General features: G+C 38.4%; 14 protein-coding genes and 1 pseudogene. 14 read left to right on the top strand and 1 reads right to left on the bottom strand.

Annotated elements, in window-relative coordinates; translation table 11 throughout:
• Positions 1-53: 53 nt before the first annotated feature.
• The 11 genes and pseudogenes from K8L98_RS14945 to K8L98_RS14895 form a co-directional block, all read left to right on the top strand.
• Positions 54-824 carry a ThuA domain-containing protein gene (locus K8L98_RS14945; protein WP_338036977.1) on the top strand — a complete coding sequence of 257 codons (771 nt, stop codon included), beginning with the start codon at positions 54-56 and terminating at the stop codon, positions 822-824.
• 24 nt (positions 825-848) lie between these two features.
• The gene (locus tag K8L98_RS14940) at positions 849-1,925 is read left to right on the top strand and encodes a Gfo/Idh/MocA family protein (RefSeq protein WP_223435807.1); all 1,077 of its coding nucleotides are present in this window, start codon (positions 849-851) and stop codon (positions 1,923-1,925) included.
• A 145-nt stretch (positions 1,926-2,070) separates the two neighbouring features.
• Positions 2,071-2,853 (top strand): sugar phosphate isomerase/epimerase family protein, encoded by a 783-nt coding sequence (locus K8L98_RS14935; protein WP_223435806.1) that lies wholly within the window; start codon positions 2,071-2,073, stop codon positions 2,851-2,853.
• 298 nt (positions 2,854-3,151) lie between these two features.
• On the top strand, positions 3,152-4,042 hold the full coding sequence (locus K8L98_RS14930; protein WP_223435805.1) for a Vgb family protein: 891 nt from the start codon (positions 3,152-3,154) through the stop codon (positions 4,040-4,042).
• A gap of 591 nt (positions 4,043-4,633) precedes the next feature.
• The gene (locus K8L98_RS14925; protein WP_223435803.1) at positions 4,634-5,155 is read left to right on the top strand and encodes a P-loop NTPase family protein; all 522 of its coding nucleotides are present in this window, start codon (positions 4,634-4,636) and stop codon (positions 5,153-5,155) included.
• 46 nt (positions 5,156-5,201) lie between these two features.
• On the top strand, positions 5,202-5,753 hold the full coding sequence (locus K8L98_RS14920; RefSeq protein WP_223435801.1) for a GNAT family N-acetyltransferase: 552 nt from the start codon (positions 5,202-5,204) through the stop codon (positions 5,751-5,753).
• Between the two features lie 493 nt (positions 5,754-6,246).
• Positions 6,247-8,103 carry a GAF domain-containing sensor histidine kinase gene (locus K8L98_RS14915; RefSeq protein WP_223435800.1) on the top strand — a complete coding sequence of 619 codons (1,857 nt, stop codon included), beginning with the start codon at positions 6,247-6,249 and terminating at the stop codon, positions 8,101-8,103.
• Positions 8,078-8,719: a response regulator gene (locus tag K8L98_RS14910; RefSeq protein ID WP_223435799.1), complete on the top strand. Its 642-nt coding sequence runs from the start codon at positions 8,078-8,080 to the stop codon at positions 8,717-8,719. The genes K8L98_RS14915 and K8L98_RS14910 overlap by 26 nt, the downstream gene beginning before the upstream one ends.
• A 188-nt stretch (positions 8,720-8,907) precedes the next feature.
• Entirely contained in the window at positions 8,908-12,453 is a 3,546-nt protein-coding gene (locus K8L98_RS14905; RefSeq protein ID WP_223435798.1) for a S8 family serine peptidase, read from the top strand.
• Positions 12,454-12,766: 313 nt separating this feature from the next.
• On the top strand, positions 12,767-16,915 hold the full coding sequence (locus tag K8L98_RS14900) for a S8 family serine peptidase (RefSeq protein ID WP_223435797.1): 4,149 nt from the start codon (positions 12,767-12,769) through the stop codon (positions 16,913-16,915).
• A gap of 592 nt (positions 16,916-17,507) precedes the next feature.
• Positions 17,508-17,651, top strand: a pseudogene (locus K8L98_RS14895) (bile acid:sodium symporter family protein); the annotation flags it as partial.
• Positions 17,652-17,884: 233 nt separating this feature from the next.
• Here the strand turns inward: K8L98_RS14895 and K8L98_RS14890 are convergent.
• A complete protein-coding gene (locus tag K8L98_RS14890; RefSeq protein ID WP_223435796.1) occupies positions 17,885-18,973 on the bottom strand; it encodes a citrate synthase/methylcitrate synthase in 1,089 nt (362 codons plus the stop codon).
• A 108-nt stretch (positions 18,974-19,081) separates the two neighbouring features.
• Between K8L98_RS14890 and K8L98_RS14885 the strand changes: the two genes are divergently transcribed.
• The 3 genes from K8L98_RS14885 to K8L98_RS14875 all read left to right on the top strand — a co-directional run bounded on the left by K8L98_RS14885 (position 19,082) and on the right by K8L98_RS14875 (position 23,073).
• A complete protein-coding gene (locus K8L98_RS14885) occupies positions 19,082-19,960 on the top strand; it encodes a LysR family transcriptional regulator (RefSeq protein ID WP_223435794.1) in 879 nt (292 codons plus the stop codon).
• Positions 19,961-19,976: 16 nt separating this feature from the next.
• A complete protein-coding gene (locus K8L98_RS14880; protein WP_223435792.1) occupies positions 19,977-21,035 on the top strand; it encodes an undecaprenyldiphospho-muramoylpentapeptide beta-N-acetylglucosaminyltransferase in 1,059 nt (352 codons plus the stop codon).
• A gap of 196 nt (positions 21,036-21,231) precedes the next feature.
• Positions 21,232-23,073 carry a sigma-54 interaction domain-containing protein gene (locus K8L98_RS14875; protein ID WP_223435791.1) on the top strand — a complete coding sequence of 614 codons (1,842 nt, stop codon included), beginning with the start codon at positions 21,232-21,234 and terminating at the stop codon, positions 23,071-23,073.
• The last annotated feature ends 52 nt before the right edge of the window (positions 23,074-23,125 follow it).

Here is a 23,125-nt window from a genome sequence, read left to right as displayed (position 1 = left end):
AAATTAAGGGCAAGTGCTGACTCAATTGTGCTAATTGGAGGCACAGGTCACGAATGAAACCATTAAAAATGAGGCATTGCCTCAATCATGAGCTGTTTGCGAGATTGTGCCTGCTGGTCTTGGTGAAAATGTTGGTGATTTTGCCAGTCTTTCTGTTGCCTTACATCTGCTTGAAAACAATACAAAGGGAAGTGAAGGATAAAATGAAAAAAGCGCTAATTGTATCCGGTGGCTGGAGTGGACACAAGCCGAAAGAAATCTCAGAGATTCTTGCAGCCTATTTAAGAGAAAAAGAGTTTGAAGTTGAAATAACAACTTCTTTAGACACTCTTTTAGATGAAGAAAAGTTAATGGAATTAAATCTTATCGTTCCAAATTGGACGATGGGTGACATAACCCAAGAACAGCTTCAATCTTTATTAAACACTATCAAAAGTGGTGTGGGACTAGCTGGGCTGCATGGCGGAATGGGGGATGCATTCCGAAATGCAGCAGATTATCAATTTATGGTTGGAGGACAATTTGTAGCACATCCAGGCGGGGACGCTGTGGAGTATACCGTGCAAGTGGATCCGGCTCACCCTGTTACAAAAGGAATGAAGGATTTCACCGTAAAATCCGAGCTGTATTATATGCATGTTGACCCTGTAATCGATGTTTTAGCCTATACAAACACGGAACAGGTAAAGATGCCAGTTGCATGGACGAAACAATATGGAGAAGGACGAGTCTTCTATTGTGCATTGGGGCATTCTATCGATCTTGTGGAGCGTCCGGAAATGAAGAAGATGATGAGTCAAGGAATGGCTTGGGCTGCAAAATAATCTCAGTGAAAGGTGGAGAGATATATGGAAAAAGTGAAAGTCGGTATTATCGGATGCGGAAATATTAGTGATATTTATTTCAAAAACTGCTCAAGCTATAAGTCATTGGAAGTTATCGCTTGTGCGGATCTTGATGTTGAAAAAGCGAAACAAAAAGCAAAGTTATATAACATAAAAAGAGCGTATCATGTTGATGAGATATTATCAGATACAGAAGTTCAAATGATCATTAACTTAACCATACCTGCGGCACACGCAGAGGTTTGTATAGCGTCACTTGAGGCAGGAAAACACGTATATGTGGAGAAACCTCTTGCGGTATCCCTTGAAGATGGTAAAAAAATGCTTGATTTGGCTGAGAAAAAAGGGTTACTGCTTGGCGGCGCACCAGACACATTCTTAGGGGGCGGTCTGCAAACCTGCCGAAAATTAATAGATGATGGAGAGATTGGTAAACCAGTTGCAGCTACTGCTTTTATGATGTGCCACGGCCATGAAAGCTGGCATCCGAATCCTGATTTTTATTATCAGCAAGGCGGTGGTCCTATGTTTGATATGGGTCCCTATTATTTAACTGCGCTTGTCTCATTGATTGGTCCTGTTAGAAGAGTTACAGGATCAACAAGCACTTCATTTCTGGAAAGAGAAACAAAGGATGGACGAAAAATACCTGTAGAGGTTCCAACACATGTATCCGGAGTCCTTGATTTTGAAAATGGGGCTGTGGGGACTATTATTACAAGTTTCGACGTATGGGGAGCAAATCTGCCGTTTATTGAGATATACGGCGAAACAGGAACAATGAGTGTTCCAGATCCCAATACGTTTGGCGGCCCTGTAAGAATAAAGAAACAGGGAGAAACAGAATGGAAAGAGTATTCACTTACGCACAATTATACAGGAAATAGCAGAGGCATTGGGGTAGCTGAAATGGCAGATTCTATTAAAAGCGGCAGTCAGCATAGAGCAAGCGGCCAATTAACCTATCATGTACTTGATATCATGCACGGATTTCATCTTTCTTCAATCAATGGTACGCATTATTTACCGTTTTTTAAACCCGAAAGACCTAAATCATTAGAACCGAACACAGAATTTTAAAGTCGATTTTTTTTTTCTTTTATTACTGTAAGTCATCCATGCACTTTATGATTCAACAGAAAATTGAGAACGTTAAACTCTTCATTAGACTTGAGATGAGAAATTGAGAAAAAACTAAATCTGATTATTGGAATGGAGGATTTTTATGGGGAAATTAGGATTACAAATGTTTTCGGTCTGGAGAGAAGCAGAAAAAGATTTTTTGCAAACATTATCAAAGGTCGCTGTATTAGGGTATGAAGGCGTTCAGTTTGCAGGTTTTTATAATACGCCCGTTCAGGATCTGAAAAGAGCGATGGATCATAATGGACTTAAAAGTGCAGGTGCTCACGTCAATATTAAACAGTTAATAAATGGTGAATTTGAAAAGACTGCAGAATATCATGAATTTATTGGTAATAAGCTTATTATCTGTCCTGGTCTTCCAGAAGAAATGAGAAAGAATGCTGATGACTATAAGAAAGCGGCAGAATTATTTAATCAGATAGGGGAAAAGTGCAAGAACTTGGGATTTACTTTTGGATACCATAACCATGAATTTGAATTTGACGTTTTTGATGGAAAAACAGGATTTGACCTATTATTTGAGAATGTAGATCCTTCTCTCGTGAAAATCGAGCTGGACGGCTTTTGGGCAGCCTTTTCAGGATATGATCCTGTTAAAATTCTTTCAGACTATCAAAATCAGTGTGTAACATTGCATTTGAAAGACATGAAAATCGCAGATGGAAAGAAGGTAAGTACGGAAATTGGGAACGGAGAATTAGACATTCTTGAATTCCTGCAAACTGGAACAAAATTCGGTGTCGAATGGTTTATCGTGGAACAAGAAGAATTTGAAATAGATCCGTTTGAAGCCTTGAGAATAAATTCAGAAAGAGTAAATGAAATGATAGATTTGATCAGTAAAAACAAAAGCTATCAGTAAGCTGTATAAATTCTCATTTAATATATGATGTGACGCAGAATTCAAGCCTCTTTATGACTCACATTATTCATCTGAGAATAAATTCATCTTGTTTATTACATCAGTGTTATAAACGTAACACTTATTAACGAAGCTGCACCTATTGGGATAGGTTTATTGTAATGTACTTTATACAGTCTAAAAAGGCATTGGATAAATAAGCCTGTTTTTAGTCTGTAACATGAACTGCACTACCTCCTATCTCAGAAAATGGGCATAGGAGTTTTTTTGTTAAAAAATGATTGATGGAGGGATTTAAATGAAATTTGATATTAGAGAATTTAATTTATCAATTCCCGATTCAGGTCCGTACGGTATAGATTCAACACTAGACGGAAAGGTATGGTTTACACAACATAAAGCAAACAAAATCAGCTGTCTAGATGAAAGTGGTAAGGTAAAAGAGTATAAAGTTCCTACTCCAGATGCTAAAGTTATGTGTTTAACTATATCTTCCAAGGGCGACATATGGTTTACAGAGAATGGAGCCAATAAAATAGGAAGGCTTACAACATCAGGTATTTTTATTGAATACCCGCTGCCACAGGCGGATTCAGCTCCTTATGGAATAACTGAAGGCTCAAATGGCGATATTTGGTTTACCCAATTGAGCGGGAATCGTATAGGCAAATTGACCACTGAAGGTGATATTCATGAATATGATCTTCCAAATAAGGGTTCCTTTCCTTCTTATATTACTTTAGGTTCAGATAACGCACTATGGTTCACAGAAAACCAAAATAATGCTATTGGAAGAATAACTGAAACTGGAGAGTTAACTGAATACCCTCTGCCTACACAAGCAGCAGGGCCAGTGGGAATTACTAGTGGTAACGATGGTGCACTCTGGTTTGCCGAAATTGTGGGCAACAAAATAGGTCGCATTACTACTTCTGGGGTGATTAGCGAATATGATATTCCAACTCCAAACGCACGCCCACACGCAATAACCAAGGGAAAAGATTCCGAAATATGGTTCACTGAATGGGGTGCAAATAAAATCGGCAGAATCACAAGTGACCAAACGATTCATGAATATCAAATTCAAACAGAAAATGCAGAGCCGCATGGTATTGCATTTGGGGAAGACGGTTCCGTATGGGTTGCGTTAGAATGCAACAAAATTGGTAAACTGAATTTGAGTGAATGAGATCGGAATGAGCAGTATTTATGAAACCAAAAACCAGCAAGGACCTAATCCACAAGAAGGATACCCAGTAATAAACATATTATATTAAATAAACAATCTATTACAAAGCCTCCTATTATAAGTGGAGATTATTCTTGAAGAACTGTATATGGGATAAAGCTTTTTTGTGATAAATGGGAGATTCTAATTTTCTTGTACCGGGAGCATTTATTAATAAGAAAGTTACTTTCGGAAATACAATTTTATATTGATATGCTATTATCGGCGCTTTCCAATAATAAGGATTGTGCTCTTTTTGCATGCAGATTTCATTGTATGGTTAGCCAGTTAATGTTGACTGATCTTAATACAAAGCTCTGTTTTGAGATTGAAAATAGATACTAAGTGCGATTGAAATCAGAGAGATGCCACCCTTTATCTACTTATATTTGTAAATTTTGATATATAATCTCTTTATAAAAGTTATAATATTGGAAATCGGCAGAATTAAAAAGTGAACAGTTTAAGACTATCAAACTAAAATACAATGATCCTCATAAAACTAACGGGCACATTCCTTGAAGCAGGAAACGAAGGGAGCTGATTTGTAAAATGAACCGCATTATGGTTATGGGAGTATCAGCAGGGGTAGGGAAGTCTACATTTGCACGCAGGTTAGGAGAATTATTAGAAATCTCTGTCTACCATTTGGATGCTTTATATTGGAAACCAGAATGGGAAGAAGCTTCATTAGAAGAGTTTGCAGATGATCAGCAAAAAATTGTCTCTCTAGATCAATGGATTATAGAGGGCAATTATAGTAATACATATGATATTAGAGTGCAGAATGCAGATACGATTATATATCTGGAGCTTCCCTTAATTGTATGTTTGTATCGAGTGTTCAAGCGCTGGATTCAAAACATTGGGAAAACGAGACCTGACATGGGGGAAGGGTGCAAGGAAAAATTAGACTTCCAATTTCTTAAGTTCATCTGTACCACTTACTATCCCCGTAAGAAAAAGATGGAAACCAGGCTTCAAGCTTTCAAAGGAACGGGTTCTCAAAAAAACATAATCATGCTGAAGAATAAGAAAGAGATCCGCTCTTATTTAGAAACTTTATCGCATTGAAATATCTAAATGGGATATCAAGAACAGGGTTTGAGGAGGGAAATCAATGGAAAAAGAATTTCCAATAATAGAAACAGCAAGATTAATCCTAAGAGCCGTAACATCAGAGGATGCTGACGATATGTTTCACTATCTATCTGATTATGATGTTGTCAAACATATAGGACTAGCACCTTGCAAAACAGTTAAAGACGTTTTAGATGAAATAAATTGGTATCAATCTATATACGAAGATGGCACAGGAATTAGATGGGGAATCACACTTAAAAATTCAGGTAAGGTTATCGGAAGCTGTGGTTTTCTTAATATGGCTTCCAAACATTTCCGGACTGAAGTAGGTTTTGAATTAAGCAAAGAATTCTGGGGAAATGGGATAGCCGGTGAAGCATTGGAAGCTGTTGTGAAGTATGGTTATCATCACTTTCAGCTAGAAAGAATTGAGGCTTTAATTGAACCTGCTAATCTCCCATCACAAAAATTAGTAGAAAAGCAAAGGTTTAAAAGAGAGGGCTTGCTGAGACATTATGAGTATACTTGCGGTAAATTTGATGATTTATATATGTATTCAATCATAAAAGAAGATCTGAAGTTTAGTTAGACAAACGAGAATTTTTAAAAATCATTCCTTTGCCGGAAAAAGAATAATGCAAGGGTAAAGAGGAGTATGAATTCTCAGTTGTGTTTTTTGAGGTTGCAATGATCCTTAAAAAGGGGACTGGCTGTATAGTTTATCACTTTCAGTCAGCCCTTTATTTTAATATAGATTTATCATTAGCTGAACTTTTGATTATTTTTAATTTAATATTCTATTTCATCGTAATCTTTAATGGAAAACTGTCTGAAAGGCAGTCTGGAATCCGTATATATCTTTTGTTCTATATAGTCTAGACAAAAAAACATTTATAATTACAACATTTGGTGAACAGGCAAATGAAGCATTAAGTAATATAATAATATTGTGTCTTACCATTTAAGGTTAGTGCACAGCCGGTGATTGGCTAGTGGGACATTTTCCATTTTGCCAGTGCCGGTTTTTTATTAGATAATAATAGTGTGATTATAGATTCTATGAGATAAAGGTAGGTGGCGCTTTGGAAAAGATAGATTCTATTTCTATGAGAGAACATTTTGCAAGTTTTTATATTTATTCTATTTCTTTTCTCGGTTTAATAGCTGTTATTACTTCCATATTTATGAGTGAAAAGACTTCTGAACCCATAATCCTTTTCCTATTGGCTGTGTTTATAGGGATTATTGAGTATTTTCCTATCCGCATTGGGAGAGGAGGAATCACGCTCAGCCTTACGCTCATTTATCCAATGAATTGGGAGTTTGGGATACATATAACTGTCATTGCTTGTGTGTGTGCAATGGTATTTACTCATACCCTTCGCCGTTTGCCCATGCAAAGAACACTATTTAATAGTACTCAATTAGCTCTAAGTATCACTCTAGCAGAGTGGTTGTCAAACCAATGTATTTCTTTTTTTATTACGGAGATGAACCTGCATGTTTTATATGAAGATTTAATAAGCTTGCTTTTATTTACCGTATTCTTTTGCTCTATCAATACCCTTTCTTACGATCTTTTAATGGTGCTTCTTCCTCAGCCATACACGCGAGAACAATGGCACAAGAAAAATATTTTAGTATTTTTGAGTGCAAGTTTTTGTTTATTCTACGCCTATCTTATATATATCTTAGATCATCGATATCACGGAGAGATGGATGGAATTACTGTTCTGTTCTTCTTTTTCCCGCTTGTAGCCATTTGCATCATTAGTTCTTTCTCCAGGCAAATACGGATTGAAAAAGAACGATTATATAACCTTTTTTCTATTACGACGGAGTTGAGCCATGGGCTGTCTGCCGGAAACTTACATCAGATGAAACAATCACTTAAAGGATTCTTGGGAATACAAGCATATGCTTTATGGGCAAAAGATGAAGGGAACTGGCAGCTTCTATTAAAGGATGGAAAAGTACATTCCAATATTTCAAGTTCACCTGATCTGCAGAATTTTGAGGAGATAGCTCAAACCTTTGTTGTTACTGATTGGAAAAAGGGTATGGCTCCAGGAGATGAAGTATTTGAAGATGTTATACGCTCCCTCGTCTACTTACCTCTAAAAGTCAATCATGAGTTGGTTGGAATGTTTGTTGCAGGCAAAAGCAGGGGGGCGAGTTTTATTACCGAAGATATACAGTCTTTAGCTACGTTTGCCAATCATTTGGGCAGCTTGCTTAAAACACGGTCGCTCGTCTCCGAACAGGAAAAACGAATTATTCTGGAAGAAAGAAATCGATTAGCCCGTGAAATCCACGATGGAATCGCACAAGTATTAGCCGGAGTCATATTTCATCTGGAATCAGCTCAGAAACAGTCCAAAGATCAATCAGGAAACATGGAGCAAGTGGTAGACAAAAGCATAAAAAAATTACGGAAGAGTTTAGGGGAAGTTCGGTATTCTATCTATGCTTTAAAGCCATATCCTACCCAAAGATTAGGGCTAAAACAAGCAATTGACAATAAAATTCAATCCATTAAACAAGAATATGATCTGGCCATTAAATATCATGAAAGGGGCCGTTCACGAACTCTCAGTTTTTCAAAAGAACGAGTCATTTTCGATACATTACAGGAAAGCTTGCAGAACATTGTTAAGCATGCAAAGGCGGACAAAGTTGATATTCTTTTAAGCTATCAACGTGAACATGTACTTTTAAAGGTGAAGGACAATGGGATTGGCTTTTCCCTTTTTGAATCTATGATTAAAACGAAACATGAGCCCCATTATGGAATCTTGCATATGAATGAACAAGCTGAACAGCTGGGTGCAACCCTTCAGATTGATAGTTCACCAGGAAAAGGTACAGAAATAACATTGTTAATTCCAGATTCGGAAAAGAGGGAAGAGTATCATGATTCAAATATTATTAGTGGATGATCATACTGTCTTGCGTGATGGAATTCGGAGTATATTAGATCTAGAATTCGATATCCGAGTCGTAGGAGAAGCTGTTTCAGGGGATGAGGTGTTGAAGAAAGTAGAAGAGTTACGACCTGATTGTATTTTGATGGACATCAATCTCCCTGGAAAAAATGGAATTGAGGTAACCTCACAGGTGAAAAGTCAGTATCCAAACTGCCGTGTTCTCGTATTGACTATGTTTGAGGATGATGAATATTTGATGGAAGCGCTTCGGGCGGGTGCAGACGGATATTTATTGAAGGATTCATCATCTGAACAAGTGGTGGCAGCCATCCGAATGGTGTCACAAGGAGATTCTGTTATTCATCCGCGCATGACGAAAAAACTGATTACGTATCATCACCAGCACACGAAATCAGAACCAAACGAAAATATGCTGACAAAGCGTGAAAAAGAAATCCTGTTTGAATTGGTCAAAGGTCTTAGTAATAAAGAAATTGCTGAAGCCCTATTTATCAGTGACAAGACCGTTAAAATCCACATCAATAAGATTTTCAAAAAGCTGAATGTGAAAAGCCGTTCCCAAGCAGTCATTTATGCCGTTCGAAATCAACTTGTTCCTTTTTCTTAAAGAACTATCCTGCGCCTGCACAAGGTGCGGATAGTTCTTTTGTTTTATATTGGTATAGAACCAAAAGCTTCAGTGATTATACCTTTTGATCAATTTTCAGAAAAGTGAAAATGAGAGATGATAAAGATAGATTTGAAGTTTATTAGTTTTATCTATTTATTTTTTTATAAGGAAAAGGAGAGATGTTCATGAAAAAAAGAAAAATGAAGCCATGGAAAGTCATGACCACAGCAGCGATGACTTCCTTATTATTTTCATCACTTACCGTTTTTGCAGAAGGTGATGTTACGCCAGCTGAGTCGCAAATGGCTGAAGAAATTGGGGAACAAAGAGGACAATTATTTTTTGATAAGGATAAGATCGAAACAGGTCAAGAAGATTCACTATATAAAGACGTTAAAAAAGAAGGTTTGGCTACAGCATATAAACCGAATGATACTGTTCGCTTAATCGTAGAAGTTGAACAACCAACAGAAATTGAGCAAACAGCCAAAAGCAAAAAAGCTTTATATAAACAAAAACAAGATAAAGTAATCGAACAAATCTCAAAAGAAAAAAATTCTCAATCAAATGCTCCTATTAAAGTGAAGCATCGTTTTTTCAAAGGGTTTAATGGATTCAGTGTAGAAACAGAGTTCCAAAATATAAAAGATATCCAGTCTATTTCAGGGGTTGCGAATGTCCATATCGCTAGAACTTTCCAGGAAAATATGGCAGCAAGTAAAGAATTAGTGCTAGCTCAAAAAGTATGGGAACAATATGGTTATAAAGGTGAAGGATTAGTAGTAGCGGTCGTAGATTCCGGGATTGATTATACGCACAAAGATATGAAACTTTCTGACACAGCCAAAGCGAAAGAAAAATGGACTCAAGATAAAATTAATCAAAAATTTGCTGAGACAGACGTAAACGAAATTTGGTATTCCGATAAAGTCCCAACAGGATATGACTGGGCAGACAATGATACCAATGTCATTCCGGGAACAAAAGGCAGTCCGCATGGTACACACGTGGCTGGTACAATTGGAGCAAATGGCGACGAAACGAAGGGTGGTGTCGCTGGAATTGCACCAGGTGTTCAACTATTAGCCGAGAAGGTATTTTCTGATAATGGCGGTGGTGCCTATGAGGATGATATTATCGCAGGAATTGAGCATGCAGTCACAATGGGTGCAGATGTAATTAACATGAGTTTAGGTGTTGATGCAGGCTATGTAGATGAAGATTTTGATCCGATCCAAAAATCAATCCGAGTTGCGACAGAACAAGGCACCCTTGTTGTAGTGGCAGCCGGTAATACAGCCTATAGTACAAAGAATAATATTATTCTCTCTTCATTAAGACCATATGCAGAAAATCCAGATATTGGAACGGTTGGTGCACCGGGTGTAAGTCCATATGCGTTATCGGTTGCTTCCTATGAAAATAGTAAACTTCATTTAAATGCATTAGCAGATGCAAGTGGGTTTTCGGTGCCGTTCAAAGATCAAACGCAATTTCCAGCATCGTATAATTTTAAATTCTCTAAGGTTCTTTCACCAGAAGTACCTTATGATTTGGTATATGTTGGGGAAGGAAAGAATGCATCAGATTATCCTAAAGGCAAAACTGACTATATTGCCGTTGTTAAGCTATTAAATTCATATAGTACGGTTTCATCCATTCAGTGGGAAGCTAAGAGATCAGGAGCAAAGGCGGTTATTATGATACCACCTGCAAATTGGTCAGATTATACTACACTACCAGTAACGCCAACAGCAGCACCAACGGCGTCAACAAGTAAAGCTGCAGGTGAAGCATTACTTAGTAAAATGAATAGTCTGCCAAGTGGTCAATATTTAAGCATGAAATTTGCAGGCAATACTTGGGTAGAGAATCCAGCGAAAGACACAATGTCCTATTTTTCATCTTTTGGTTCGCCAAGTACATTAGATTTTAAACCAGAGATTTCTGCTCCTGGTGGAAATATTTATTCAACTATACCAGGAAATGATTATGAAGTGATGAGCGGTACATCGATGGCAGCTCCTCATGTTGCAGGCGGTTCAGCATTGTTATTGCAGGCCCTTTATCAAAAAGGATTAACCCATTCAGAAGATACAGTTTTAAAAGCAAAACTTGCTTTAATGAATACAGCTAATTTTGCCATGGATCCAAGGACAAATGGAGAAGTTCCATATTCACCACGTGTACAAGGGTCTGGGATAATGAAAATTCAAAATGCCATTAATACACCAGTCATTGTAACAAGTAGAAACACGCCTTTAGAACAAGCTGGAGCGGTTGCATTAAAGGAAATCGGTCAAAATACAAGCTTTAATTTAATCATGGAAGCATTCGACACTCTTAAGGGTAAAAATAATAGTGATGATATTGAATACAATGTTTATGTAGATCTATTGAAAGATAAGACTGAAATGAAGGAATTCGATTTAGATAGTGATGGGCAATTGGATTCAAAAGAGTATTTAACATTAACTAGTGAACGAATTAATGGTGCGACAGTCACTGTAAATGATAATGTGGTAACAGATAAAACTGGAGCATTACTTAAAATTAAACCAGGTCAAACAAAAATACTGACTGTTAATGTAACTTTACCAGATTCCTTAAAGAAAAATAGTTTTGTAGAAGGATTTGTTCGTCTAGTTCCAGCAGCCAAGGACCAAGATAAAGCAGTACCTTTAACTGTTCCTTATATGGGCTTCTATGGAAAATGGGATGAACCGCGAAATATCGACGCACCTGCATGGGAGAAGGATGCATTTGTAGGATATACGGCCCTTTGGGATGAGAATTCAGAAAGATATCCATTGGGATATAACCCATATACTGGAAGGTTCAGTCTCAACCATATTGCATTCTCGAAAAACTATATACTCGATGGTATCTATCCGTCCTTCCAAGCCTTACGTAATTTAGACAAAGTTGAAATGTATATTGAAGATCAATCTGGAAATCTCATAAAAAATTTAGGCGATTTTAGTGAATATACTGGTACTCCATGGAAATTCAGAAAAAACATAATGTCATATGGGGATAGAATGTATGGCGGATATAAATGGGATATGAAAGACTCATCCGGACAATATGTACCTGATGGTGTTTATCAATATGTTACCAAAACAACATTAGATTATTCAGACGCAAAACCACAGATTGTTAAAATGCCAATTACGGTAGATTCTGTCCCTCCGACCGTTTCAGATATTACAGTAACGCAAAAAAACGGAAAATATGAAATTTCCTTCAATCCGCAAGACAATGCAAGTGACTTTAATTCTGCTGTTGTATGGGTGAATGGACAATATTATTCACTAAGTCTTGAGCAAAAATCTTTCTTAGTTAATACAGAACCGAAAAGTATTATTATCCTAGCCATTGATTATGCAGGAAATCAATCGTACAAAGTTTGGGGAGATCCGAGCTATATTAAATATACTATGGCCGTTCAAACGTTCAGTTTAACTCCAGCTGCAAATATTAACAAAAGCAAACCTGCAAATATTAATGCCTGGGCTTATGCCAGAGCAGACTGGACGATTAATGTTAAAGATGCAAGTGGAAAGATAGTCGATTCGTTTGAAGTGAAAAATGAACATACACTGAAAACACAATGGGTACCTAATACGGACCTTCAAAATGGAACGTATTCTATCTCAATTGATGTCGTGACAAAAGACGGTTTTAAAGTAACAACAACGCCTAAACAAGTAACGGTTCTCCAACAATAAACCGATTGCGGCCCAAGTGAGGATGATTCACTTGGGTTTTTTCATGCCCGGTGCATGGTGCCATTTCTATACGCAAAAGATGAATGATTAAATAAAAAGTCGCGTAGTAGTACTTTTGTTTTATATTGGTATAGAACCAATAACTACAAAATTTACTTCCTATGTTTAATTTTCAGAAAAGTAGAAATGTGGGATGATAAGGACAGTATCTAGTTAACTAGTTTCATGGATCTTTCTTTAAATAACTTGTTTGTAAAAAATATACAAGTTTAAGAGAGAAAAAAACAATTATATAGGGACAAGGTGATGCGGTATGAAGAGGAAAAAAATCAGTAAAATTCTTACAGGAACGCTAGCTGTTGGCATGTTACTATCTCAAGGCGCTCCATATAACGTATTGGCGCAAAGCTCGTTTGAGCTGAATCCAGTTGAAAATGCGGAAGAGATCTTAGCGAGCCTGTCTGCAGAACAAAGAAAGGCATTAGAGCAATTGGATACCAATTCAAACTTTACGATTTCTCCGGATATTAATGCAAATAGTCCGGAATTAGTCAAAGTCATCGTTGAATTTGAACAGGCGCCGGCGAAAATTGAAGTGATGAAACAAGCAGCGAAAGGAAAGAAACTATCTTCTGCTGATGCGAATGAGAAAGTGGAAAAAGCTCATAAAGATTTTAAACAGCATGTGCAATCATTGAAATCACAGAAAAACGTGACCAAGTACAAAGCAGAAGATGTAAACATCACTAGAGAGTATAAAAACGCCATCAACGGTGTAGCGATGACGCTGCCTGGTGTGGCAGTGGAGGATTTGCTGCAATCTGGTGTAGTTAAACGTATCTTTAAAGATTACGAGGTAAAAGTGGAACCGCCGGTAAAAACGAAAGAAGCCATCGATCCGAAAATGGCAGACAGTATTCCGCAAATTGGCGTGGACAAGCTGCATGCCGAGAACATTACCGGCAAGGGCATTAAAGTCGGCGTTCTTGACACAGGTATTGATTACAACCATCCAGACTTAAAAGAAGCATATAAAGGCGGATATGATTTTGTAGATAATGATGCAGATCCGATGGAAACCACATATGAGGATTGGATAAAAGAGGGCAAGCCAACAGTTCCCGGCTATGTGTATTACACAAACCATGGGTCACATGTCGCAGGGACGATTGCAGCCCAAAAGAAAAACAATGTGGATTATGCTGTGAAAGGGGTAGCACCTGAAGTAGATTTATATGCGTATAGAGTATTGGGACCTTGGGGAGGGGGAAATACAGAAGGAATCCTTGCTGGAATCGATCAAGCGATTGAAGATGGCATGGACGTCATCAATTTGTCGCTTGGCGCGCAGACTAACGATCCTTTATACGCCACTTCTGTCGCAGTAAATAACGCCATGATTTCAGGCCTGGTGACCGTCGTTGCCGCGGGCAACTCCGGACCGAACGAAAAAACTCTTGGCTCTCCAGGAACAGCAGCTCTTGGCATATCAGTAGGTGCAAGCGATGCCTCCATGTCCATTCCTGCATTTAGTGGAAGCGCTTCCGCCGAGAAGTTTGAAAATATGCAGCTGCTAGGCAAAGATTTTTCTGATAGATTAGAAGAATTGCAAGGAAAATCCTTACCAATTGTATTTGCGGGACTTGGTAAAGCGGTTGATTTTGCCGGGAAAGATGTCAGCGGGAAAATTGCGTTGATTCAGCGCGGGGAACTTGCGTTTGATGAAAAAATCAAAAACGCCAAAAACGCTGGGGCTAAATCAGTGATTGTGTATAACAATGTCGACGGGCAAATACCTGCCTACTTGGGTGAGGCCGTCGGGTTAATCCCTTCTTTCCGCCTGTCAAAAGCGGATGGTGAGCGATTAAAGGGGCTGGGCGAAGGTTCTTTCACATTTGAAACGTTAAATAACACAAAAACAGAAGGCGATCATTTAGCAGATTTCAGTTCACGCGGACCGGTAAATGGAAATTATGATATTAAGCCGGATGTAGTCGCTCCAGGTGTGTCGATATTCTCTACGACACCGGAATATATCAACGATCCGCAGGAAGGCATTAATTACGGCAATGCCTATGTCCGCTTATCAGGAACGTCTATGGCTTCTCCTCACGTAGCAGGTACAGCAGCATTGATTTTGCAGGAGCATCCAGAATACACTCCTTTCGATGTGAAAACGGCACTCATGAATACATCGGATGATTTAAAAGGGAATTATTCTGTATACGAAGTGGGTGCAGGACGAATCGATGCCTATCAATCGGTTCATACAGATACATCCATCAAGGTATGGGATAAGACAAAAAATATCGAAAATGGAAACGTCGTAGAAATTGACGAACAAACAGGCTCCATCGTATTCGGCAGATATTATAAAAAAGGTAATGAACCAATTGAAGCAAGCAAAAAGGTGACGGTTCAAAACAACAGCCAGGAAGAAAAATCTTATAAACTAGAAGTGGAGTATCACGGCGAGCGCAAAGGCATTCAAGATGCAGTGAAGAACGGTGTGAAAGTAGCTGTGCCTTCATCGATTACAGTATCAAGCGGGCAGTCACAGGAGCTTCAGCCAAAAATAACGATACCAACCAGCGCTGCGGCAGGAAGATATGAAGGGTATATTCATGTGACCAATTCCAACAATCCAGACGAAACCTATCAAATTCCATTTGCTGTTATGGCGACTGAAAAAGGATTTGATTATGTCAAAGCGACTAGACCATCCGTGACAAATACAACACCTTTCTGGGAACTTAATGACACAATGATCCATTTCATCATGAAGTTGAACAGCCCAATGACAACCATGGATGTGCTAGTAAAAGACAGTAAAACAGGAAAATCTGTAGGGTTCATAGGGACAGCGAACACTAACTTTCCAATAGATAGAGAAGTGTATCTTATGGGTGCGTTCAGCGGTACGGTCTTACCATTTACAAATGATCCGTCCCAGCCAATCAGTGATATTCCTATAAAGCTTCCAGCAGGCGATTATATACTGGAGCTGATTGCACACGATGAGGAAGGTGGATCATATGTGGTAGACAATCCGCTTATCGTGGACAATACAGCACCAGAAGTAAACATGGATATAAAATCGGGAGTAATCGAAATCAATGATTCTATGTTTACAGTAGAAGATGGCCAAAAAGCAGTGTGGCTGCATGGAACAGCTAAGGATGAGACAGTGGATTTATTGCAATCTAAAGGGTTGGACGTCAATCAATCGTCCAACACTATGGCTTACTATACAGGTGGCTCTGGATATATGGCTGGGTTCTTCCCGGTTCAAGCGAATGGAGATGTGAAATTAGGAATTGAGGAAAGTGATATAGCAAAACAACCTATGAGATTGTGGTTGAGAACGTGGGATACTGCAACAGCAGTTGGTTACCAAAAGTATTACTTCATGAAAGAAGGAACGGAATATACGACTTCCAGTTATGACAAGAAAGAGTTAAAAGTCGGCGATAACTTTACGATGACACTCAGCCTTAATAATGTGAAACAGCTTGTCTCGGGAGAATTTAATGTAGAGTACTACAAAGACTTCTTCAAGTTTTCGAACGTGAAGCTGAACAAGGCAGTAAAACAATATGCAAATGAAAAAGGCTTACAGGTATCACTAGATAAACCTGTTGTGACGGAAGGTACATTCAATAATAGTTTGAAGATCGGTGCTTCCATTACTGGAAATGTATTCAGAGGACTGGATGGAGACATGCCGTTCCTCGATGTAACGTTTAAAGTATCGAATGATGAAGTTTACGATGAAATTCCTGGATTTGAGGTAAAGAAGGGGTCTTATAAGAAATCCGGACAAACAGCAGGTACTGCTATTCCTTTTTACGGCACTGAAGATCTTAAAATAACTCCTACACATACACAGTTGCTGGGATCCATATTGCCGGAAGCATTTTTGATATATGAATCAGGATCAGCATTTTTGAAAAAAGGGGATTATTCAAAAATAGGAGCACAAGTATACGCTCTCTCCAGAAGCGGTAAAAAGTATAAAGGAACAATTAATAAAAATGGATCCTTCACGATCAATGATATTCCGGCTTCCGATCAAGTATATACAGCTGTTTTCGATGTTCCGGGGCATCTTAAAGTGATGAAGAAATTCATTCCTGGATATCATGATGCAAATGGAGAGCTACGAGGGCAATTTTTAAGAATTGGTCAGAGAAGTCTTGCAGGGGATGTGAATGGCGACAAAATGATTGATATCCTCGATATCCAGAGTGTCGTTGATGCATATGGTACGAAGGATTCATCTATCGTGCCGCAAGATATCAATCAAGATGGTGTGGTAGACGAAACAGACATTCGCTTCGTTGAGAAAAATTTCTTAACGAAGGGACCGGATGCGCCTGCCGATAAACAGCCAAAAGAAAAAATTGGCAAAAAAGGTCTGGAATACTTCCTGCGTCTTGTCGGTCTTGAGCCGAAACAATAACAAGGGATGTTGATAAAAGGGGAGGAATGCAAAACATTCCTTCCTCTTTTTTCTTTGTTATAAAATTCAAATGAAGTTAAGAATAGCAGAGGCAAGAAAGGTTGAAAAATTCTTTTATGGAGAGAAAAACTTGATAGATTAATTTATAAATATCAAAGTATAACAATAGAACCTAACCCAATAAACGTGTGAACGGAATGGAAAATGTTAAGTAATTGTAATGGCTCTATCAATTGGTTAAAAAATATTACAACTTATTTTAATGGGATAAGCCCTTGATTAAAAACCTTCTGCAGGTTTATTATATCCTTTAAAAAATTTGAGAGGAGTGACCTAAATAATAATAGAATCAGTTTCCAATATAATAGATTTATTTTGGAGGTTAGAATGTAGAGGTAAAAAATATGGAAAAAAACTTAAAATGCAACACCGACACTATAATTTATTACCGGGATCTGCCCCTGAAAGAGAAAGCTCCAAGACAATGACCAATACTTAATGAGAGTGGTATGCTCAAGGCCATCAATTACTTAGTAAGTGAAACAGAGGGAAGGCGTTTATAAATTTGGTGTCCTAAACTCTACACGTAATTGGTCCGCTAGCTGCGCTGCCAAGTGTACTTGGAACAGTATGGCATAACATTTCCGGTCCAATTCTAGCAACCTTTTGGTCAAAAAAGCCGGTCGCCGAAAAAAATAAAAAGTGGTTAGAGCTTCCATCTGAAGTGAAAATGTAAAGAGAGACACAATGAGCGATGCTTATTGTGTCTTTTTTCATTTAAGGGTGATTTTTTAAAAACAGTAAACGGATTAAATCGGCATCCCTTTGAATGGGTACCTAATCGGTCTGTGACAAATCCGCATTTTCTGTGCGCAAAGCCACATTTTTTATGCACTCTTCGGACCTCTTCCCGTTTTCTGCAGTACACAAAATCAACGCAATCTTTTTTCTCTTTTTAAAAACCTGAGATTAAACCACAGGCATTTTCCCAATATAGTGAGACTCCGGTCTGAAAATCGTATTATTTTCTGCCTGCTCAAGGACATGTGCCGTCCAGCCGACAACTCTGCTTGCTGTAAAAGTCGGGGTGAAAAGATCAGATTCCATTTGAATAGATTTCATAATGGCTGCAGCATAAAATTCAATATTGGTGTATAATGCTCTTCCCGGTTTTAGCTCTTGAAGCAGTCTGACAGCAGCCGTTTCCACATCTAGGGAAAGACCAAGCCATTCATCCTTGCCTGCAATCTCAAGTAATACTGATTTCAGTGCCAAAGCTCTTGGATCATGCGTTTTATATACGCGATGGCCAAACCCCATTAATCGTTCCCCGCGATTTATTTTCTCCCGAATCAGTTTTTCAATATTACCGCTTTTGGCAGCTTCATCTAAAAAGGCGATGACTTCAGAAGGAGCTCCTCCATGAAGCGGACCTTTCATCGTGCCGATAGCGGAGGTCACCGCTGAATAGATGTCAGACTCGGTAGAGACGGTAACTCTGGCTGAGAATGTAGAAGCATTCATTCCATGCTCTAAAGTTAAAATCATATAGGTTTCCAGTGCCTTGCACTGAGATTCCGCAGGCTTTTCTCCATTAAGCATATAAAGATAATTTTCAACATGATCAAGCTCCGCTGAAGGGCGGACAAAGGGTCTGCCTTCTAGATGGCTTTTTCTGCATGCGATGATTGTCGGCATCATAGCCGTTAACCGGATGCTGTCTGAATAAGAGGGCTTATCTTTATTTAAAGGACCAGCTGCTGAAACCGCTGTTCTCAAAACGCTCATAAAATCCATCTCAGCCGGGAGACTGATTAGCAGATTTTCTAAATACTCGGGAAGCTCGCGATGTTTCTTCAGTTCGTTTTTCAGCTGAAGGAGCTGGTGATGGTCTGGCCATTCTCCATGCCACAATAAATATGAAACTTCTTCGAAAGAATGATTTTTCGTCAATTCCCCTATATCAAGTCCTCTGTATATCAATCGCCCATTTACCCCGTCAATATGGCTGATTGCAGTTTCAGCAGCTTTAACGCCTTTTAATCCTTTAATTACCATAAAAATCTCTCCTTTCCTTTGTACTGTCTATTCTATAAAATAATAAGTATTAAGAAAATTAAATATATATAAATCATTTGATTAAGAATCTTAATTAGGAGGATGTATATGGAATTCACTTGGGTTCAAACGTTTGTCACGGCTGCAGAATGCGAAAATTTCAGAAGAACAGCAGAGCTGCTCTACATTTCCCAGCCATCTGTTTCCGTTCATATCAAACTGCTTGAAAAAGAGCTCGGGGTTTCCTTATTTGAGCGAGATGGCCGGAGAATTAAGCTGACAGAAGAGGGAAGGGTTTATTTAAAGCATGCAAAGGAGCTGCTTTCAGTTTATCAGAATGGGCTAGTAAAGCTGCAATCCTTTCAGCAGGGATTTACATCGCAGTTTACCCTGGCGATTTCCCCGCTGATTGCGGACACGATTCTTCCTTATGTGCTTAAAAAATACTGCAACCAGTATCCTGAGGTAGAAATTTCCGTTAAAATTATTGAGTCAAGCGAGATTGAAAACGCAGTGCTGAATGAAAAGGTGGATCTGGGTTTGTCCTGTTCAGAAAGCACGCATCCAGATTTAAACTGTCAGCTTCTGTACAAAGATAAGGTATTACTTGTAGCCACACACGATGGAGTGGATTCTGAAAGTGCACTCCCTCTGAATGAGGAAGAGGTTTTAACATCAAATTACCTTCTCACTCATAATCATCCTGTATACTGGGATTCCCTGTGCAGAGCTGTAAAAACAAACTATCCCGGCATTCGAATGATGGAGGTCTCCCAAATTCACATTACGAAAAGGTTTATTGTCGAAGGACTTGGAGTTTCGTTTCTTCCAGCTTCAACTGTCAGGAGAGAAATGCTTGAAGGAAGACTGCTCGAGGTCGATTGTCCTTCTATTTCATTGCCCGAAGCTCATACATATGCCATCATGAAGTACACTCATAAAAAGCAAAAAGAATTTTTAGCATTTCTTTCACAGTTCAGAATTTAAAAGGAGGCCATTTTATATGAAAAAAACGATCGTTTTTACAGGAGGCGGCTCAGCAGGGCATGTCACGCCAAATATCGCGATTATTGATGAGCTCGATAAAAGCGTCTGGGACGTCCAATATATAGGTTCTAATAAAGGGATTGAAAAGGAACTGATAGAGAAAATCTCTATTCCCTATCATGGAATTTCCAGCGGAAAGCTGAGAAGATATCTCGATTTTGAAAACGTGGTTGACAGCTTTCGAGTGTTAAAAGGCTGCATGGATGCAAGAAAAGTACTAAGAAAACTGAAGCCTGCTTTAGTTTTCTCAAAAGGCGGTTTTGTCTCCGTACCGGTCATTATTGCAGCCAGATCATTGAAAATTCCTGTTCTGATTCATGAAAGCGATATGACTCCGGGCCTTGCCAATAAAATTGCACAGCGCTTCGCTACAAAAATATTTACTTCGTTTGAAGAAACGCTGAACTATTTTCCAAAGGATAAAACAGCTGCCATCGGCTCACCGATTCGAAGAGGTATCTTAAAAGGATCTCCATACAAAGGAACGGAGCTGCTCGGCTTTGACCGCAAACGTCCGGTCTTAACGGTGATGGGCGGCAGCCTCGGGGCAAAAAAAATCAACGAGACTATTAGAGCTGCATTGCCGCTGCTGAAAGATTATCAGATTATTCATTTATGCGGAAAAGGCAACGTTGATGAGAACTATACAAATTTGAAGGACTACAAACAATTCGAATATGTTTTTGACGAGCTGCCGCATTATTTAGCAGCAACGGAATTTGTCATTACCAGAGGAGGATCAAATTCTATCTTCGAATTCCTTGCATTAAAAATCCCAATGCTCATCATTCCTCTTACGAAAAATCAAAGCAGGGGAGATCAGATATTAAACGGAAGATCATTTCAGGAAAAAGGATATGCTATGATGCTTGAGGAAGAAAATTTATCTGTTGATACATTGGTTATACATCTTGCTGATTTAAAGAAAAGAAGGGATGAAATGAAAGAGAAAATGACCTCGCTTGAGAAGAAGGACGCTATTGGAGTATTAGTAAGGGAGATAAACGCCAGATAAAAAACTTCAATAAAGGGAGCAATAGATGCACCTTTTCATATAAAAAGCCAAGGATTTGCTAACCGTTCCACCATTGGATTCATGTAGGGTAGAATGGACTGCTCTTTATCTTGAATGATAGGCTTTGTTGATGAGTTCAAGAGAATTGGGCTCTTTTTTTATGTATGAATATGATAAATTATAAAAAAGAAGGAGAGTGGAGAAATTGATCGCATTGTATAAATTGAATAAAACACTAGAAGCAATCGTCACTCGAATTTTAAGTGAACACGGTCATCAGCCTTCCTGCTTTCACTCAAAAAAAACAGTTATAGATCATATGATGAACCCATTTGTTCTAATTACGCCCTTAACTTATGTAAACGAGGTTCACTCACTTTCCATCCCAGTTGTTTCATTGTCCATTCATTTAAGTGATTTCGAAAAAACAATAGAAGATCATGATCTTAACGATAAAAATCCTCTTATTATGGTCTCAGAAGAAGAAAAAAAGTGGTTAGATACTGAAAATCATATAAGGCATCAAAATCGTTTTGAAATTTGCAGCAGGGAACAGGTTCATTACGGCTACGCAAAGAAAAACACATCCATTCTTGTTTCTTCTTGGGAAAAAAACCTTTCATTTTTACAGCAATCTAAGAAGCATCTCTTTTTTGTTCAGCCTTCAATGGATACGGTAATTTCCGCTATTCGTCAGGCAATCCAATTAATCGATGTTACGAAAGAGATGTTTAAAGAAAAATATCAAGTACAGGCTATTGTAGATTCTGCACATGATGGTTTAATAGCAGTTGACCGGCAAGGGAAAATCACGTTGACCAATAATAATGCGAAAGTATTTCTGGGTTTGGAAGCAGAAGTTATTGGCCGAAATATTACAGATTATATCCCGAATTCTGATATGCTGAGAGTTCTGCAAACAGGTAAGAAGGAAATAGGGGATGTAGCCAAAATTCAGGACCGTCAATTCATGATTAATCGGTATCCTGTTATTCTTAATAACACTGTTGTAGGAGCAGTATCCAATTTTAAAGAGATTACAGACCTGCAAAGGCTTGAAATGAAGTTAAGGAAAAAGCTGCATGAGAATGGTCTAGAGGCTAAATATACACTTAATGATATTGTAGGAGAAGCAAAAAAAATCTGTGAAGCAAAGGAACAGGCCAAGGTATTTGCAAAAACGGACGCTACAGTATTAATTACAGGGGAGTCTGGAACAGGAAAAGAATTATTTGCCCAGGGAATTCATTTACAAAGCACCAGAGCAATTGGACCTTTTGTGGCAGTTAATTGTGCCGCATTCCCTGAAAGTTTACTAGAGAGTGAACTATTTGGCTATGAAGAAGGAAGTTTTACAGGAGCAAGAAAAGGAGGAAAACAAGGACTATTTGAATTGGCGCATGGAGGAACTTTATTTTTGGATGAAATAGGTGAAATGCCATTGCAAATTCAGGCGCACTTATTAAGAGTTTTACAGGAGAGATCAATTCGAAGGATTGGGGGCAAGCGAACAATACCTGTGAATGTTCGTATTATCGCAGCAACCAATACAAACATTGAATCCGAAATTGAAAATAAGCGGTTTAGAAATGATTTATACTATCGTTTAAATGTGCTTTCACTTGATTTGCCGCCATTACGCACAAGGCTTGCTGATATCCCCCTCCTTACCCGCCATTTTATCCGGCAATTCAATGAACAGCACCGCAAACAAATTGAAAAGATTGATGAAGACTTTTTTTCTGTATTACAAGAGTATCACTGGCCGGGAAATATCCGTGAGTTAAGAAATGTCTTGGAACGAATTGTCTTGCTTCAACAAGATTCAGCCATATCTGCAAAAGATGCCTCGTATTATTATCCTAAACTTAGAATAAACAGATCCGACACAACTGCTGGCAATGCGACCATTAAAGAAAAAGAAAAAGATTTAATCCAAGTAGCGCTAAAGCAATATGAAAGTAAGGCAGAAGCAGCAAAATCACTTGGAATTGATCGATCAACACTTTGGAGGAAAATAAAAGAATATAAACTCTAGTGTTTTAAACTGAAACGCATGATGCAAAATGAAACATTAATTAATGATACTC

It is taken from the genome of Metabacillus dongyingensis (assembly GCF_019933155.2).
Lineage (GTDB): Bacteria > Bacillota > Bacilli > Bacillales > Bacillaceae > Bacillus_P > Bacillus_P dongyingensis.
This window is presented reverse-complemented; position numbering and strand designations above follow the sequence as displayed.